Below are 15,903 nucleotides of genomic sequence, written 5' to 3' on the forward strand. Positions count from 1 at the left end.
AGCTATGGCAGCCAGGATTTTGTGGGCGGACGATGAGATCGACATGCTCCGCCCGCACATTCTCTTTCTCGAGTCCAAGGGTTACGACGTAACGAGCGTCACAAACGGGTCGGATGCGGTCGACCAGATGCGGCAGGACCCGTACGACCTGGTCCTGCTCGATGAGCAAATGCCGGGCCTTGACGGCATCGCAACGCTGGGCGAAATCCGGCAGCTCTCACCGGAGGTGCCCGTGGTCATGGTGACCAAGAGTGAGGAGGAGCGCCTGATGGAAGAGGCGCTCGGTGGGCAGATCTCGGACTACCTCACCAAGCCGGTGAACCCCAGTCAGGTGCTGCTGACCTGCAAGCGCCTGCTGGAACGTGCCCGGTTGGAGAGCGAGAAGGTATCGCAGAGCTACATGCAGTCCTTCGCGGCCATCTCGTCGCGACTGCACGGGCATCTGCAGCATGCCGAATGGGTCGACCTCTATGAGAAGCTCGTCTCGTTCGATCTGCAACTAGAATCGGACGATGGGGCACGGCAGGTGCTCGAGGACCAGTTTCGGGACGCAAATCGGGCGTTCTGCAAGTACATCGAGAAGGAGTACGAGGACTGGATTGCGAACGTGGACACGGCACCGGATGAGGATCGGCCGGTGCTTTCCCACGAGGTGGTCGGCGAGTACGTCACGCCGCTTCTCGGCAAGGGCAAACCGGTGGTCTTCTTTGTGATCGACTGCATGCGGTATGACCAGTGGCTGGAGTTCGAGCGACTGCTGTATCCGTTGTTCGGCATCGAGCGCAAGTTCCACTACTCCATTCTACCGACGGCAACCCCTTACTCCCGCAACGCCATCTTCTCCGGGCTGCTGCCCCGTGAAATGGCCCGGAGGTACCCCAAGATGTGGTCCGACGGTGAGGATGACGAGCACTCGAGGAATCGCAACGAGGACGAGTTGCTGCGGGATCAGCTTTCCCGCCGACACCTCTCACCCCGCACGCGATACACGAAGATCATCTCCACGCAGGACGGGCGCGAGTTCGCCGGGGCGGTGAACGAGTACCTGGACAACGATCTCTCGGCGGTGGTCGTCAACTTTGTCGACATCCTGGCCCACAGCCGGTCGGACTCCGCAGTGCTGAAAGAGATCGCTCCCGATGAGCGCGCCTACCGTGCTCTCACGCGGACCTGGTTCGAGCATTCCTGGCTGTACCAGGCCTTTCAGACCCTTGCTGAGTCGGACTGCACGGTGGTCGTCACCACCGACCATGGAGCCGTTCGCAGCCTGCATGAGACCAAGGTGATTGGGGATCGTGACACGTCCACGGCGCTCCGCTACAAGTACGGCCGCAACCTCAAGAGCGACGACCGGCACGCCATCTTCGTGCGCAACCCGGAGTCCTTCGGGTTGCCGAGCCAGGGGCGCAGTTCCAACTTCATCATCGCGAAGGAGGACTACTACTTCGTGTACCCGACCAATTACCACCGCTTCGTGAATCGCTATCGCGACACCATGCAGCATGGCGGGGCCTCCATGGAAGAAATGATCCTGCCCGTAGCAACGCTGACGCCCAAGCGGTGACGGTGTCCTCCGACTCCACCGAGCGCACCCGCCAGATCGGCGCCGACTTCGCGGCGCGACTTGAGCCAGGCTCCGTGGTCGCCTTGCAGGGTGACCTTGGCGCCGGCAAAACCGAATTCGTGCGCGGCATGGTGTCGGCACTGGGTGGAGACGCTGCGTCAGTTTCCAGCCCCACGTTCACGATTGCCCAGGAGTATCTCGTGGACGATGGGGTGGTAATCCATGTGGACGCCTACCGTGTTGAGGACCCACGGGAGTTTGTCGAGATGGGTATGGAGGAATATCTTGATACGGCACATCTGGTAGCCGTCGAGTGGCCCGATCGCATGGCCGGTATGCTTCCGCCCGATGCGGTCGCTGTACACATAGAGCACCAGGGCGGCGGCAAGCGCAGCATCACCCTGCCATGAACGAGCTGTCAGGAGTGGCCTACCTGATGGCGATGCCGCAGTACGGCCTCGCCGGCGACGTGGCGCTCAAGCCAGGACTGGCTAGAATCCGCGCGCTGCTCGCCGCTATGGGACGACCCGACCGGGGCATGCCCATCATGCATGTCGCAGGTACCAACGGGAAAGGCTCCACGGCATCCTTCGCGGCGGCGATACTCACATCGCACGGCCTTCGCACGGGGCTGCACACCTCTCCCCACCTGCTGCACCCCGGCGAACGCATGCGGGTCAATGGGATCGCCGCTCCACATGAGTGGCTTGACCAGGCCGTAGAGACGTGGCGGCCTGCCATAGAGGGTACTCAGGCCAGCTATTTCGAAGCGACGGTGGCCTTGAGCCTGCTTCGATTCGCCGAGGAGAATGTCGACGCGGCTGTTGTCGAGGTCGGTTTGGGCGGCAGACTCGATGCGACCAACGTGCTGGATACCGCAGTGTCCGTGATTACGCGCGTAGCCCTGGACCACGCGCACATTTTGGGGAATTCCGTGCAGGCCATCGCCAGTGAGAAGGCCGGCATCATTCGACCGGGCATCCCCGTGGTGCTGGGCAAGCAGGATCTCCCGGCGGCCCATGCCATTCGGGAAACCGCCCTGAAGCTTCAGGCGCCCCTGATCGAGGCGGCCGGTCGCTGGAAGGGTTCCACGCTAAACACCCCCTCACGACGCCTCACCCACCTCAAGCCGGGTCTTGAGCAGGCGCACCAGCGGGAGAACGCCGCCACGGGCGTTCTGGCGTCGGAGATCTTGCTGGACATCCTCAACGTGCCGCTGTTGCCGCGCGCAGTGCGCTCCGGCTTGCGACACGTACGACGGCTGTCGGGGCTCAGGGCCCGCTACGAGATACTCTCCAGAGAGCCACTTTGCGTGGTGGATGTCGCCCACAACCCCGACGCACTGATCCCTGTCCTGCAACGCTTTCGCAGGGACGCGGGCCCGGGAGAAGCCCGCGTGCGCCTTGGACTCATGGCTGACAAGGAGCTGGAGCCGGTAGCCGTCGCACTGAGGGAGCTGAACTTGTCTGTGGAAGTGGTAAACGTTGCGTCTCCGCGGGCGATAAACGCCGACACACTGGCAGAAAAACTCCGTGCTGCCGGCGTTTCGGTTGTCGATCCGGAGGTCGCATCGACCGTACCCAGACTCGTTACGGGCAGCCATCAGGTCGTAGAGATCTGGCTCCGTGAGTATGAAGACCCGGTGGTTGCCGCCAACGGCCTGTAGGGCTATATTTGATGATCCCGGGCTGTGTCAGCCCCGGGTGTGGGCCCCGGAATCCCTTGCGGCCCCTTGTTGTGCACCCGTGGAGGGCGCATCTGGCTGAAGCAACGTCGCCCCCGCCCAACTCCATTTCCTCCGGGCCGTCCGGTCCAAGCGGCACATTCGAAAGGTCTCGAAGCCGCCCATAGTGTGAGGTCGTTGAACCGACCTGAAACCCCCGTTTTGCATCATGCGCATCACTGATCTGCAGGAGAAAAAGCTTCCCGAGCTGAAAGAGCTCGCCAAGAAGATGAAGCTCTCCGGATTCTCCGCCATGCGGAAGCAGGATCTGGTTTATCTCATTCTGGAAGCCCAGGCCGAAAAGCAGTCCGGCTCCGGAAAACCCAACGTCGATCCCCCGGCCAAGGAGGAGCGGTCAAACGGCCGCTCCCGGGGCAACTCAAACGGCCGCGGTAAAGCACAGGAATCCAGGAAGGAGGATTCGGGCTCCGGGTCCGGGTCGCGTGAGGAATCCGGAGGCCGACGCTCCCGCAAGTCGGGTGGCAACCGCATCGTGCGGGTCGATCTGACGACGGCATCAAAGGGCGAAGAAGAGGAGTCCTCTGCCACCGAGGAGAAGTCGGGAGATCGCCGCAACCGGGGACGCGGGCGCGGCCGTGACGACAAGAGCGGCGATTCCGGCTCCGGTGGAGGCTCCGACTCGCGCTCAGGCGGAGAGTCCAAGTCCGGCGACGGAGGTGACTCGAATTCCGGAGATGATCAGAACTCCGGGCGTGGTCGCCGGGGTCGGCGTGGACGCGGGCGCGGACGCGACGGGAATGACGGCGGCAATCGCAACGAAGGCAACCGCAACGACGGCGGGCGCCGGCAGCGTGGTGGGGACGATTCCGGAGGGGGGCGCAACCGCAACAAACGGGACCGCAACAAGGACCGCAACAAGCGGGATCGCAACCGCGATCGCGGAGGTCGCCAGGACCAGCAGCCTCAGGCCCAGTCCAGCGGATTCAGCGACAAGGAGTACCGGGATCCCCCGGATCGGGACCGTCGTCGCGGGCGCAACCGCAATCGCAGCCGCGAGAGCCGGGAAGAGCGCATGGCGCGCGTCTACGGCGACAAGCCCGAGTACATGCAGAACTACGATCCGGACGCGATCGAGCTGGACGGCATGATCCGCAAGGTCGGCGTGCTGGAGATTCTGCCGGACGGCTACGGCTTCCTGCGCTCTGCGGAGTTCCACTACCTGCCCAGCCCAGACGACATTTACGTCTCTCCGAGTCAGATCAAGCGCTTCAACCTGAAGATTGGAGACACGGTCGATGGCGAGGTGCGGCCCCCCAAGGAGGGCGAACGCTTCTTTGCGCTGATCCAGGTGCACTCCATCAACGGACGCAATCCGATTGAGCTGGAGAACCGGCCGGACTTTGACCATCTCACGCCGCTGTACCCGGAAGAGATGCTGACCATGGAGACCTTGCCGGGCGAGGTTTCCACGCGTGTCATTGACCTGTTCTGCCCCATCGGCAAGGGGCAGCGGGGCCTCATCGTGGCCCAGCCAAAAACAGGCAAGACGATCCTCCTTCAGAAGATTGCGAACGCAATCAGCACCAACCATCCGGAGTGCATACTGCTCATCCTGCTGGTGGACGAGCGGCCGGAGGAGGTCACAGACATGCAGCGGAACGTCAAGGGAGAGGTGATTGCCTCGACGTTTGACCAGGATCCGCATCGCCATGTGGAGGTGGCGGACATCCTGCTGCACAAGGCCAAGCGCCTGGTAGAGGCCGGCCAGGATGTGGTTATCCTGCTGGATTCCATCACCCGCCTGGCACGCGCCCACAACACCGTTTCTCCGAGCACCGGCCGCACCATGTCCGGTGGTATGGAGGCGGGAGCCCTTCGCGGGCCGAAGCGCTTCTTCGGTGCCGCCCGCAACGTAGAGGAGGGCGGGTCGCTGACCATCATCGGTACTGCTCTGATCGACACCGGCAGCCGGATGGATGAGGTGATCTTTGAGGAGTTCAAAGGCACGGGCAACTCCGAGATGCAGCTGGACCGCGACATGGCCAACCGCCGGGTCTTCCCGGCCATCCACGTCATCAAGTCCGGCACGCGCCGCGAAGAGCTGCTCATTCCGGACAAGAAGCTCAGCCGCATCTGGATCCTGCGACGCCTGCTGGCCGAGAAGGAGCCCGTTGAGGCGATGACGTGGTTGCTCGACAAGATGCGTGGCACGCGCAACAACGACGAGTTCATGGTCGTCATGAATAGCTAGACCATACCCGAAACCTCCCCCAGATTGGGCGCATGGCCCGTCAATTCACGGACGCCGAAGTAGGCGCCATCATTCAGAAGGCGACGGAGCTCCACGAAAAGGAGACCGGAGCAGGACCTGCCTTGTCGCTTTCCGAGGTGGAGCACATCGCCTCCGAAATGGGCCTTCCGGCTTCCGTTGTCAGGCGGGCGGCGGCCCAGGTAGCGTCCGCGCCTGCGCCGACGCGTCGCGGCTTTTTGTCCATCCCCGATATCCGCGCTGCTGGCTCCCTGCCCGGACCGGTGGGCGATGCGGAGTGGGGACACATCCTGCAGGTACTACGCCGGCATCTGGGGGGTGCGGGCGAAGCCGAGACGGTTGGAAATGTGCGCTACTGGCATCGCGCGGTGATGGACATGGGCAGCGAGATCGCCCGCGTCGATGCAACGGTCACCTCTTACGAGGACTCCGCCCGGATGGAGGTCAGTCGTTCTTCGGCACTGGGCAGGATCCTGACTCAGATAATCGGCACGGCGGCTGGGGCTGGATTGGCCACCGTGCTGGCTGTCGCCGAGAGCGCCGGACCGGGGCTCGGAATCACAAGCGTGCTGGTTGGCGGTGGTCTGGGACTGTCGGCTGCAAGGCTCACCCTCGCAGCCTCCGCCCGGCGAGCCAGCAGAAAGCTGCAGGACCTCATAGCTCATGTGAGCCAGTCGGTACCCTCGGTCGCCTCTGAGGAGCCGGCCGTCGAGACCGCCCTGGACGCCACGACTGCCCGCGTGGTGATCCCCGAGGATCCGTTGAGTGCTGGCACGGTGCCCGGCGGCCGCCAGCAGACCCGCGACCGGTCCTAGCCGGCACCAATCAACAAGGGCCGGACTCCCAAAGGAACCCGGCCCCTGCCAGAGCAATGCATGGCTGAGGGTAACGTCAACCCTCGGCCGGGATGCTTACTTCACGAGCATCATGGTGCGTGACACAGTGCCGGTTGGCGTCGTCAGGCGATAGACATAGGTGCCTGAGGTCAGTTGACCGGCGTCAAACTGCACCTGGAAGGCACCGGCGGGCTGCGGCCCGTCGGCGAGCAGGGCTACCTCTCGGCCCAGTACGTCATAGACAGCCAGGCGCACGGTTTGAGCCCGGTCCAGTCCGAACTGGATCGTCGTGGCTGGATTGAACGGATTCGGGTAGTTCTGGGTCAGCTCCATGCGGCCCGGCACCGTACCGTCCTGAATGGACACGGTTTGATCGACGGCGATGTCTCCCAGGTAACCATTGGCGTCCAGTGCCGTCCAGCCTTCCAACCAGTTTTCGGCGCCAAAAGCACCCATGAAGTCGACTTCCGTCCAGAAGTCGCCGGCTGGGTACGCGGCCCGCGGAAGCGTGAAGGCGGGACTGTTGCCGGTGGGCCGTGGATCGAGACCAGCGGAGGCGGTCGTGCCACGGTCTACTCCGGCGATCATCGGGTCGACAAAAGCATTGCCGTTCGCCGCGAGGTAGGCCACCACGGTCGCCTGGATCGAGATTCCTGGATCGACGACGCTTGCGAAGTCGGAACCGGCGCCGAAGCCGAACCAGATGTTGTTGGTCAGGCCCAGGTTGCCGTTGGTAAACTGGTTAGCCGAGTCCTCCGGCTTGCTGGAAGACTCCTCGATCGTCAACGCGAGGCCGCCCTGGTCCGTCTGGAAGTCCGTAAAGATCGAGTTGTGGTAGAAGCCGCCCGTGTTGTCCCGAAACATCAGCATCTGCGCACGATCCGATTCCGGAGTCGCACCCACCCCTGCTCCGATGTAGGTGGCGTTGTAGATCGTCGGGATGGCGTACGGCTGGAAGAACTCATCCCCACCGGCACCATCCTGCTCGGCAGCGGCACCGGCCTTGTCGGTACCCTGCAGCACGAACCAGAACTGGCCCTTGCCGCGCCAGCCCTGATCCCAGTCGATCGCGTCGTCCGAATTGAACACGGAGGCGAAGTACTTCAGGTTGACGGTGCCGCCGAAGAACTCGACCCCGTCGTCGCCCGACGCATAGGACTCGATGTACTCCAGCGTGGTGCCGGAGCCGACGCCACCCAGCGTCAGGCCCTGGATCTCGTTCCCGTCCGAGTCTCCGATGTTGATACCGGTGTGACGGATGGAGACGTAGCGCATGACGCCCGAGTTGTCGGCGTCGTTGGTGCCTCCGTACTGCGCACGGGTGTCACCGGCGGCCACGATTTCGTTGACGCCTTCAATTTCCTTGTAGTCGCCGCTGGCGTCTCCGGGATTGTTGGTACCGGCTTGCCCCAGGATCACGATGCCACCCCACAGACCGCGACTGGTGTAGTCCAGCAGGTCCGGGCTGGAGATGTTGTCCTGGACCGAGGTGAAGATGATCGGGTCGTTCTCCGTGCCTTCGGCGAAGATCTTGCCGCCGCGGGCGATGACAAGCGCTGAAGCGTCGCGGTTGGTGCCGTCATTGGCTTTGATCACCGTGCCGGCGTCGATGCGCAGTTCGGCGGCTTCTTCGACAAAGACCACGCCGTCCAGGATATAGACGTTGTCGGCGGTCCAGCGCACGGTCTGACCGGCTTCAATGGACGCATCGGTCACGGTCACGGTGGGCCGGGACTCGACGTCGTCCTGGGCGGCGGCGGACTGCGGCGTGAACAGCAGCGCGATCAGGATCAGGGTGAGGGACAGATTGCGATTCATGATGTAGCGATTGCTCGGGTGGGTTCGAGTGGTTGCGCGGATTAACACTGGGGTAGACTTGCGGTAAGCGTTTCTTAACAAGGGCCAGAAACGACGAAAGGCGACCCGGAGGCCGCCTTTCGAAGTAGCTGGAAGCTGAATGTGATCAGTCTATCTGGTAGGTAAGTCCCAGCGAGAGAGTGCGGGATCGCGAATACGACATGTAGTCGTATTCGACGTCCTTGAAAGTCTGGATGCGTCGATGGTCGGCGCCGAGCAGGTTCTTCGCACCCAGCTTGAGTCGCAGGTTCCGGGGCAGGTTCTTGCTGAACGTCAGGTCGAGATCGGCCCGTGACTTCTCATAGACATCAGGGGTGGCGCCCTCGGTCACGGTGGCGAGGCGGTCTCCGAATACGTTGTAGTACAGACCGACGACAGTGCCTGTCTCGTAGTTCTCGTAGTTCAGCGACAGGTTCGCCAGGACCGGGGACTGACCTTCCAGCTGTCTGGTCTCCTCGGCGCTCGCATCCGAGGCCCGGATGATGACCAGTTCCTCCTCCGGGATATCCACATGGGAGTTGACGAGGGACACATTGCCGCCCAGGCTGAACCGACCCAGGAATTCGTTGGATGTCCAGGCGTCCAGCTGGCGACGGGCTTCAAACTCGAGACCGTAGACGCGGGCCTCCGGCACATTCTGGAACGAAACGAAGCGGCCTTCGCCGACGGTGCGAAGCACCGTTTCGATCGGATTGGTGAACTCCTTGTAGAAGCCGCTGATCGCCAGCAGCTCGCCCGGGCGCATGAACCACTCCCAACGGAGGTCATAGTTGGTGATCAGCGTGCGCTCCAACTGCGGGTTGCCTTCCTGCACGTCGCCGCCGACAAAATTGAAGCTCTGAAACGGGGCCAGCTCCCGGAACGTGGGGCGTGCCAGCGTGCGTGTTGCAGCTGCACGCAGGTTCATGCCGTCCATCATTTCATAGACCACATTGAGCGAAGGCAGAACATCGGTTTCCGCCACGCGACCAACGCGGATCTCGTCCGGAAGCGTCTCATCCAGGCTTGTGGAGGTGACATCCGTCCTCTCCAACCGCGCGCCTGCGATCATGCGCAGCTTCCGCGTAACAGGGAGTTCGACCATCGCGTAACCCGCAGTCACAGCACGATTCGCGTCGTAGTTGGCGATGTCGGGCGAGTTCTCCAGGAGGTACAGGCCGGCATCGTAGGCAACGATGCCCCCGACCTGCAGGGTATCAAGCACACCGAAGTTTCCTTCGCTGAAATAGGCCGTCTCGTCACCATCAAAGTCGGAGAAGTCGATAGCCCGACCTTCCATGTACTCGAAGCGCCGCTGACGAAAGGTGCGGTCGGCATTGTCGTAGGCACCCCCGACCTTCACTTTGGCCCGGAGGCCCGACCAGACGGAAACCGGCGCCGTGAGGTCCAGCTTTGCGGCCTGACTCTCCTCCCGCAGGTTTCGGAAGTACCGCTGCGGCGGCGGCGCATTTCCACCTCCGAGGCTGAACGTGGTCCGATTGTCCTGGATGTTCTCCACACTGGAGAAGAAGCGCAGGTCCGGTTCGTCCTGGGTGTTCGTGCCGATCGAGGCCTTCCACTCGACCAGGAGCGGAGCAAACGCGTGCTCACCACGAAGCTGGTAGGTGGAGAGTGATCGTTCCTGGAAAGCGAGCGTGCGGGTGATGAATCGGGCCGTGCTGTTCTGGTCCCGAAACCCGGAGAGCAGCGACGCCTGGCTGTGGCCGCTCTGCGTGCGCAGCGCGGTGAGCGAGACCTCGCTGTTGAGCCAGGGCTTGAACGCCAGGGTTCCGGATCCGCCCCAATCCGTCTCCTCGCTGCCCTGGACGTTGGCGAAGTTTGCCGCGTCGCGGGGATCCGCCCGATCGATGATATCGAGATCGGGATTCGCACCGAAATACGTATCCGATGTAAGCCGATCGACCTGATCCACCGTTCCGCCGGCGAGCTGCCAACGGGAGAACACGCCGTCGTTGTAGTACGAGTACTTGCGGCCGTACGTCAGACTACCCGTGTAGCCCAGCGGTCTCCCGAACAGGGTGGCCTGGCCGCCGACAGCAGTCGAAAGGCTCGTATTCAGCGGTGCTGAGGCCGTGGACGGACTCATCGTTGTGTTGAAGGCCTGAGCAAACGCATTGAGTGAGTCTGCGCGTGCCGCGCGGATTTCGTTGGTGACGCCGCGTCGGATGTCGCGCAGATCCTGCTGGGAGGGCAGTTGCGCAGACGGCTCTTTGCCCTCCAGCGTCTCAGGCAGCCCGCGGGTCCCATCGTCCCAGCCGATCCAGTCGCTGGCACCACCCTCGTAAGTCAGGAAGTTGTCTACGAGACTCGCCTGACTGTCGTATGTGGAGGAGGCCGAAAACGAAAAGGTGAACGCGTCCGGGAAGGTCTTGGTGGCCACGTCCACCAGTCCACCGCTGAAGTCGCCGGGCTTGTCCGGCGTGAAGGTCTTCAGAGTGACGATCTTCTCCAGCAGGCTGGAAGGAAACAGGTCCAACTGGAAGGCCTTGCGGTCCGGGTCGGCGCTGGGCAGGGATGAGCCATTCAGCGTGGTGTTGGTGTACCGGTCGCCGAGTCCACGGATGTAGACGTACTTGCCTCCAACGACGGAGGCGCCAGTGACCTTTGTCATCGCGGCGGCGGCGTCACCGCTTCCGGATCGGCTGATCGCTTCTGCCGAGATCGCGTCGCTGACCTGCACGGCCTTGGCTCGTACGCGCAGCAGGTTGGCCTCGTTGTTCTGGATGGCGCGTGCTTCAACGACGACTTCGCCGAGATCCAGTGCCTCGGCGCTCATGGTGAGGTCCAGCCGGGTCGCGATGCCGTCCTCAACTTCGACCCCTTCTACAAACAGCGGATTGTAGCCGATGTAGGTCGCTTCGAGGTCATAGTCGCCTTGCTGCAGTCCCTCGATCTCAAAGCGACCGTCGATGTCAGTCGAAGATCCAATGGTCGTTCCACGGATGACGACGTTGACGCCTATGAGCGGCCAGCCATCCTCGGAGTCTACGATGTACCCAAACACGGAGCCCAGTTCCCTGGGCTCGGCTGCGATGGCCGCAACGGCTTCTCCGTTTGCCTGAGCCATTAACGCCGGTGCACCGGCCCCCAGCGAGGTCAGAACGAGACCTGCCAGGGCTATCAATTTCTTCATCCCTTGTGTCTCTTCGCGCGATGGCACCTGCACTGGTGCGAACACGACGGGCGCATCCCGTCAGCCAAAAACGTATCAGCCCCTGAATCGCCAGCCGTTAAGCCTGAGTTACCAAACCATTTCCATCGTATAACAGCACCGCGCGAGGAGACCATGAAGGTCCTCGCATCCGATGCTTGTTGTGCCGACCTTTGGCATCACAGATGTCTCGCGGTCAGAACTCCCACCCCTACCTGGTCCTCTTCGGACTTTGGCTGATGGTGTTTTCCTCCAGCAGCCAGGTGATCATTATTTCGCCGATCCTGCCCAGAATCGGCGAGGCGCTCATGGTGTCGGAGGCCAAGCTGGGCTGGCTCATCACCTCCTACGCCGTATTTCTGAGCGTATTCGCGCTGATCATCGGCCCTATCTCCGACCGGGTCGGGCGCAGGGTGGTGCTCCTGGCCGGGTGTGGCTGTATGGCCGTCGCCCTGTTGCTGCACGCCGTGGCCGATACGTTCACAAGTCTGCTGGTCGTCAGGGCGGCCGCCGGAGCGGCAGGCGGCATGCTCTCGGGAGGCGCCGTCTCCTACGTGGGTGACTACTTCCCGTACGAGCGCCGCGGCTGGGCCAATGGCTGGGTGATGAGCGGCATTGCGGTCGGGCAGATCGTGGGCATACCCATAGGAACCATTCTCGCTGACCAGTTCGGATTCAAGGCCGCTTTCCTGATGTTTGCGGCGACCATGGGCGCCGCGTTCTTCCTGATCTACTTCTTCGTGCCGCAGCCGGACGTCAAACGCAGCGAGCACCCCCTGAGCTTCAAGCGCTCGGTGCGCAGCTACATTGACCTCCTCCGCGACGGCACAATCGCCTCCTCCACGGTGGTCTATTTCCTGATGTTCTTCGGCATCGGGATTTACGTGATCTACCTGCCTACCTGGCTGGAGCGCGAGCTTTCGGTCACAGGCAGCGCGATTGCTTCGCTGTTTCTGGTCGGAGGCATTGTCAACGTGATCACCGGACCGCTGGCGGGGCGCATCTCCGATTCGGTTGGCAGAAAGCCGCTGATCATCCTGTCCTGCGTCGGGCTGGCCGCAGCCATGCTGCTGACAACCATCGTGGTCGACTCGATGCTCATCGCCTACATCATGTTCGGCGTTGTGATGGTCACCATATCCATGCGCATCAGCCCGCTGCAGTCATTGATGACCGAGCTCGTCGAGTCGGATCGCAGGGGCGTATTGATGAGCCTGGCGGTCGCGATCGGTCAGGTAGGTATCGGCATCGGCGGAGGCATCGCAGGTGTCTCGTTCACGCGATACGGATTCGGCAGCAATACAGTGATTGGTGCCATCTCCATCGCCGCGATGGCGCTGATGGTGGTCTACTTCCTGCCCGAACCAGAGGGCCTCGGCGAACCTTCGACGGTTGCGGCCGACGCCTAGGCCTGGCTACTGCTGCAGCGCGTCGGCCGTTTGCACAAGGGAATTCAATCGGGTCCCGAAGGCGCGCATGACACCGGGGCCGCCGTTGCGCCAGGCCCGCATGTCGGAATCGCCCTGCTCAAAGTAGAGGCTCACAGGGCCGGCAGCCGTTTCCAGGGTCACGGTGTGGGTCACCGTCAGCGAGTCGGCCGTGAGTCCGTCTTCAAATCCGTCCAGACGGAGCGGGTTGAAACGACGCAGCCAGTTGGCCACCTGGATGGAGTCGGCCGTGCTGCCATCGCCAAATGACCAGCCGCTGTCGCCGCCGCGCTCGAGGCTATACCGGAATTCCGGACCCTGGACCGATGCGGCCGACACCGATTCTCCGGCCACGTCGACAAACACCTTGTCCCGAAGTTGGTCAAGCGTCGAGGGCACGGTGATCCGTGACGAAGCGTAGACGATGGGATCCTCCGCCAGTCGTACGTAGCTGGAACTGAAGTCCGGTCCCTGCTCGGCCACCACGATCACCTGTTCCTGGTCTTTCCACCGCACCGTGAGGTACTGCGCGGAGGCCTGGTCCACGCCATACCGCTCATGGCGATCGGGATTTGTGGACACGATGGTCTGAAGCTCCAGCCCCTCGAGAGTGTTGAGCAGTCGATTGACCGTGTTCGAGTCGGCAAGAGCCTCGACGGGCTCGGTGAGCTGCCAGCGGCCGGCCTGGCGCGTGAGCGATGCGGTCCAGTCGTCGGTCTGCACGGTGACCTCAGAGACTTCCTCTTTGGGAATCTCTACCTCCGGCACACGAATAGTCGTGGGTTCGGAATCAAACACATCGAGCATCCAGGCGGCGCCCAAAAGGACCACAAGAGCCCCGGCGAGCAGGGAAAGTCTGTTGCCGTTCATAGCACTCAGTTCCTGACGAGAACAATCTGACGCGAGCGGCGCCGCTGCCACCGCAGCAGGCCAAAAAGAATGACCAGCAGGACCGGCCCGAACATGGTGCCGTACTTGATCCAGGGGCGCACGCCGTCGGAGACCGGGTCCAGATTGCGGGGAGCCACTGTCTTGGCCCTGATCGTGAGCAGGGCGTCGTCCTGGACCAGCCAGTCGACCATATTCAGCGCAAAACTGATGTTGCCCTGGTTCGCGCCCACAACGCGTTCGTTGACAAAGTCGCCGTCACCAACCAGAACCAGGCGGGTCGGCTCGCTGACCAGGCCGTTCGTGTAGGCACTCGGGAATGAGCCGGTATACGCAGCCCCCAGGACAAACGGGCCGTCATCCATAGGTATCTGCTGACCCGTGGGCTGGATCATGAAGAAGCCCTGCTGGCGCGCGCTGTTCGGAGAGCTGTAAATCAGATCTTCACGCTGCACACCCTCGGGCAGGGCGAGCGACGTGTCCACCTCCGATACGTAGTAGAACATCATGTCCCTCAGCCGAGACACCATCATGTTGTCATCGCTGAAGGCCGTCGCGATGGGAAAGAACGGGTACTCAATCTGCTGGGCAATATTGAAGAAGCCCTGCTGACGCTGGACCGTGACCGGGGAGCTTTGCCGGTCCATGATCAGGTTCTCCTGAAGACCCATGCCGTATGTGGCCAGAAGGCCCTCCAGATTCACCGACAGGCTGGTCGCCTGCCCCGCCTGCAGATCGGCATCCACCCGGTTCAGCAGGAATGCGGCGCGACCGCCCTGCATGATGTAGGCGTCAATGGCCTGAAGCTCGTCGTCGTTCAGGCTGTCGGCGGGCGCCGCCACAATCAATGCGGCGGGCGATGCGCTCAGTGCCCCACCGCGCGCCGAAACGGTTGTGACCTCGTAGTTGCGCTGCAGGCCCTGCTGCAGGTTCTGCATGTCCGTGGCAGGGGCCGGCTCACCGTGGCCTGTCAGGAACCCGATCTGCGGCTGGCTCTCGCGCGTGAGGCGACGGAGCGCCCCTGTGATGTCGTACTCCAGCGTGGACAGGTCCTGGACGACCGGGATGGTCTCTCTCTCGCCGCCGTACTCGATGGCCACACCCATGTAGGCGTTCTTGAACTGCACGTTGTCGGCCTCGATCACCTGGATCTGTACCGGAGGGATGCCCAGGCGCTGTGCATCCTGGCGCAGGTCCTCCTCATCCGCAGGGTCTACGAATCGGTACTGAAAGTTCTGTCCACCGTACGCGCGATAGTCGTCCAGCTTGTCCTTGAGGAAGCGCCGGTTGGTGCCGTATGGAGCCGGCAGGTTGGCCGTGAAGAACGCCGTGACGGTAGCCGGGTCCTCGAGGTCTTCCACCAGATCGATCGAAGCCTCGGAGAGCGAATAGACGTCGTCGTCGGTCAGATCCAGACGGCCGAAGAGATTGAGCCCGATCAGGTTCACCACAACCAGTATGGCGCCGACCAGGAGGATCGTGGAGCGGGAAGTCCAGTCTCGTTTCATGGTCTATCGGGTTATTCGGGCCGTCGGGCCAAACTGTACATGGTCAACAGGCCTGCGAATGCGCTCATCGACAGGTAGTAGAGCACGTCGCGGGTGTCTACGACGCCGCGAAGCAGATTCTGGTAATGGAAGTCGGTGCCCAGGTATTGCACGATGCCCGACATCCAGGTGGGCACGAAGGCGGTCACCTTGTCCATCAGGAAAAGAATGAAAATGATGCCGAAGCCCAGGATGAAGGCGACGATCTGGTTTCGCGTCAGACTGGACGCCATGATCCCGATTGATGCGCAGGTCATGCCGAGCAGGAAGAGTCCCATATAGCCACCGAACGTGGCCCCGAAGTCCAGATCACCCAGGCCCGCAACAGCAATCACGTAGATCAGCGTCATGCCAACGGCGGTTGCCAGAAAGAGGGTGACGGCCATGAGTTTGCCGAGGATCACCTGCCAATCCTTAACCGGCATCGTCAGAAGGAGCTCCAGCGTTCCCGCCCGCCGTTCCTCGGCGAAGGTGGACATGGTGATGGCCGGGATGAAGAACAGGAAAATGAACGGCACGATGTCGAACACCGAACGGAGCGATGCCGTGTTCTCCAGAAACAGGTTGTTGGAAAAGAACCAGCCGGTCAGCAGCAGGAAGATGCTGAGCACCACGTAGGCGACCGGGCTGTCGAAGTAGCTGTGCAGCTCTTTCTTGGTAAGCGTCCAGGCTTCTCGCAT

General features: G+C 62.4%; 11 protein-coding genes. 6 read left to right on the forward strand and 5 right to left on the reverse strand.

Annotated features, from left to right (window positions below; genetic code table 11):
- The first annotated feature begins 4 nt into the window (after positions 1 to 4).
- The 5 genes from JJ896_03850 (at position 5) to JJ896_03870 (ending at position 6,332) form a co-directional block, all read left to right on the forward strand.
- Positions 5 to 1,564, forward strand: a complete 1,560-nt coding sequence (locus JJ896_03850) for a response regulator (protein MBO6778769.1) — start codon at positions 5 to 7, stop codon at positions 1,562 to 1,564.
- On the forward strand, positions 1,561 to 1,974 hold the full coding sequence (tsaE, locus tag JJ896_03855; GenBank protein ID MBO6778770.1) for a tRNA (adenosine(37)-N6)-threonylcarbamoyltransferase complex ATPase subunit type 1 TsaE: 414 nt from the start codon (positions 1,561 to 1,563) through the stop codon (positions 1,972 to 1,974). The genes JJ896_03850 and tsaE overlap by 4 nt, the downstream gene beginning before the upstream one ends.
- Complete coding sequence (locus JJ896_03860) at positions 1,971 to 3,230, forward strand: hypothetical protein (GenBank protein ID MBO6778771.1); 1,260 nt, start codon at positions 1,971 to 1,973, stop codon at positions 3,228 to 3,230. The genes tsaE and JJ896_03860 overlap by 4 nt, the downstream gene beginning before the upstream one ends.
- 226 nt (positions 3,231 to 3,456) lie before the next feature.
- A complete protein-coding gene (gene rho / locus JJ896_03865) occupies positions 3,457 to 5,499 on the forward strand; it encodes a transcription termination factor Rho (GenBank protein ID MBO6778772.1) in 2,043 nt (680 codons plus the stop codon).
- Positions 5,500 to 5,531: 32 nt separating this feature from the next.
- Entirely contained in the window at positions 5,532 to 6,332 is an 801-nt protein-coding gene (locus tag JJ896_03870) for a hypothetical protein (GenBank protein MBO6778773.1), read from the forward strand.
- Positions 6,333 to 6,428: 96 nt separating this feature from the next.
- Here the strand turns inward: JJ896_03870 and JJ896_03875 are convergent, their stop codons facing one another.
- Complete coding sequence (locus tag JJ896_03875; protein MBO6778774.1) at positions 6,429 to 8,171, reverse strand: T9SS type A sorting domain-containing protein; 1,743 nt, start codon at positions 8,169 to 8,171, stop codon at positions 6,429 to 6,431.
- Positions 8,172 to 8,316: 145 nt separating this feature from the next.
- Positions 8,317 to 11,343: a TonB-dependent receptor gene (locus JJ896_03880; GenBank protein MBO6778775.1), complete on the reverse strand. Its 3,027-nt coding sequence runs from the start codon at positions 11,341 to 11,343 to the stop codon at positions 8,317 to 8,319.
- Positions 11,344 to 11,546: 203 nt separating this feature from the next.
- Here JJ896_03880 and JJ896_03885 point away from each other — a divergent pair, with 203 nt between their 5' ends.
- Positions 11,547 to 12,770: an MFS transporter gene (locus JJ896_03885; GenBank protein MBO6778776.1), complete on the forward strand. Its 1,224-nt coding sequence runs from the start codon at positions 11,547 to 11,549 to the stop codon at positions 12,768 to 12,770.
- Between the two features lie 6 nt (positions 12,771 to 12,776).
- Here the strand turns inward: JJ896_03885 and JJ896_03890 are convergent, their stop codons facing one another.
- The 3 genes from JJ896_03890 to JJ896_03900 are packed head-to-tail and all read right to left on the reverse strand — an operon-like array spanning position 12,777 to position 15,903.
- Complete coding sequence (locus tag JJ896_03890) at positions 12,777 to 13,658, reverse strand: DUF4340 domain-containing protein (GenBank protein ID MBO6778777.1); 882 nt, start codon at positions 13,656 to 13,658, stop codon at positions 12,777 to 12,779.
- A gap of 5 nt (positions 13,659 to 13,663) precedes the next feature.
- Positions 13,664 to 15,184: a GldG family protein gene (locus tag JJ896_03895; GenBank protein MBO6778778.1), complete on the reverse strand. Its 1,521-nt coding sequence runs from the start codon at positions 15,182 to 15,184 to the stop codon at positions 13,664 to 13,666.
- Between the two features lie 11 nt (positions 15,185 to 15,195).
- Positions 15,196 to 15,903, reverse strand: a complete 708-nt coding sequence (locus JJ896_03900) for an ABC transporter permease (GenBank protein MBO6778779.1) — start codon at positions 15,901 to 15,903, stop codon at positions 15,196 to 15,198.

The sequence above is a fragment of the Rhodothermales bacterium genome, from assembly GCA_017643395.1.
Classification (GTDB): Bacteria; Bacteroidota; Rhodothermia; order Rhodothermales; family UBA10348; genus JABDJZ01.

Bases quoted from the DNA above. Each gene is read 5' to 3' on its own strand.
- JJ896_03895 (MBO6778778.1), bottom strand. From the start codon at position 15,184: ATGAAACGAGACTGGACTTCCCGCTCCACGATCCTCCTGGTCGGCGCC.
- JJ896_03850 (MBO6778769.1), top strand. From the start codon at position 5: ATGGCAGCCAGGATTTTGTGGGCGGACGATGAGATCGACATGCTCCGC.
- JJ896_03900 (MBO6778779.1), bottom strand. From the start codon at position 15,903: ATGCGAGAAGCCTGGACGCTTACCAAGAAAGAGCTGCACAGCTACTTC.
- JJ896_03885 (MBO6778776.1), top strand. From the start codon at position 11,547: ATGTCTCGCGGTCAGAACTCCCACCCCTACCTGGTCCTCTTCGGACTT.
- JJ896_03860 (MBO6778771.1), top strand. From the start codon at position 1,971: ATGAACGAGCTGTCAGGAGTGGCCTACCTGATGGCGATGCCGCAGTAC.
- JJ896_03870 (MBO6778773.1), top strand. From the start codon at position 5,532: ATGGCCCGTCAATTCACGGACGCCGAAGTAGGCGCCATCATTCAGAAG.
- JJ896_03875 (MBO6778774.1), bottom strand. From the start codon at position 8,171: ATGAATCGCAATCTGTCCCTCACCCTGATCCTGATCGCGCTGCTGTTC.
- JJ896_03890 (MBO6778777.1), bottom strand. From the start codon at position 13,658: ATGAACGGCAACAGACTTTCCCTGCTCGCCGGGGCTCTTGTGGTCCTT.
- JJ896_03880 (MBO6778775.1), bottom strand. From the start codon at position 11,343: ATGAAGAAATTGATAGCCCTGGCAGGTCTCGTTCTGACCTCGCTGGGG.
- rho (MBO6778772.1), top strand. From the start codon at position 3,457: ATGCGCATCACTGATCTGCAGGAGAAAAAGCTTCCCGAGCTGAAAGAG.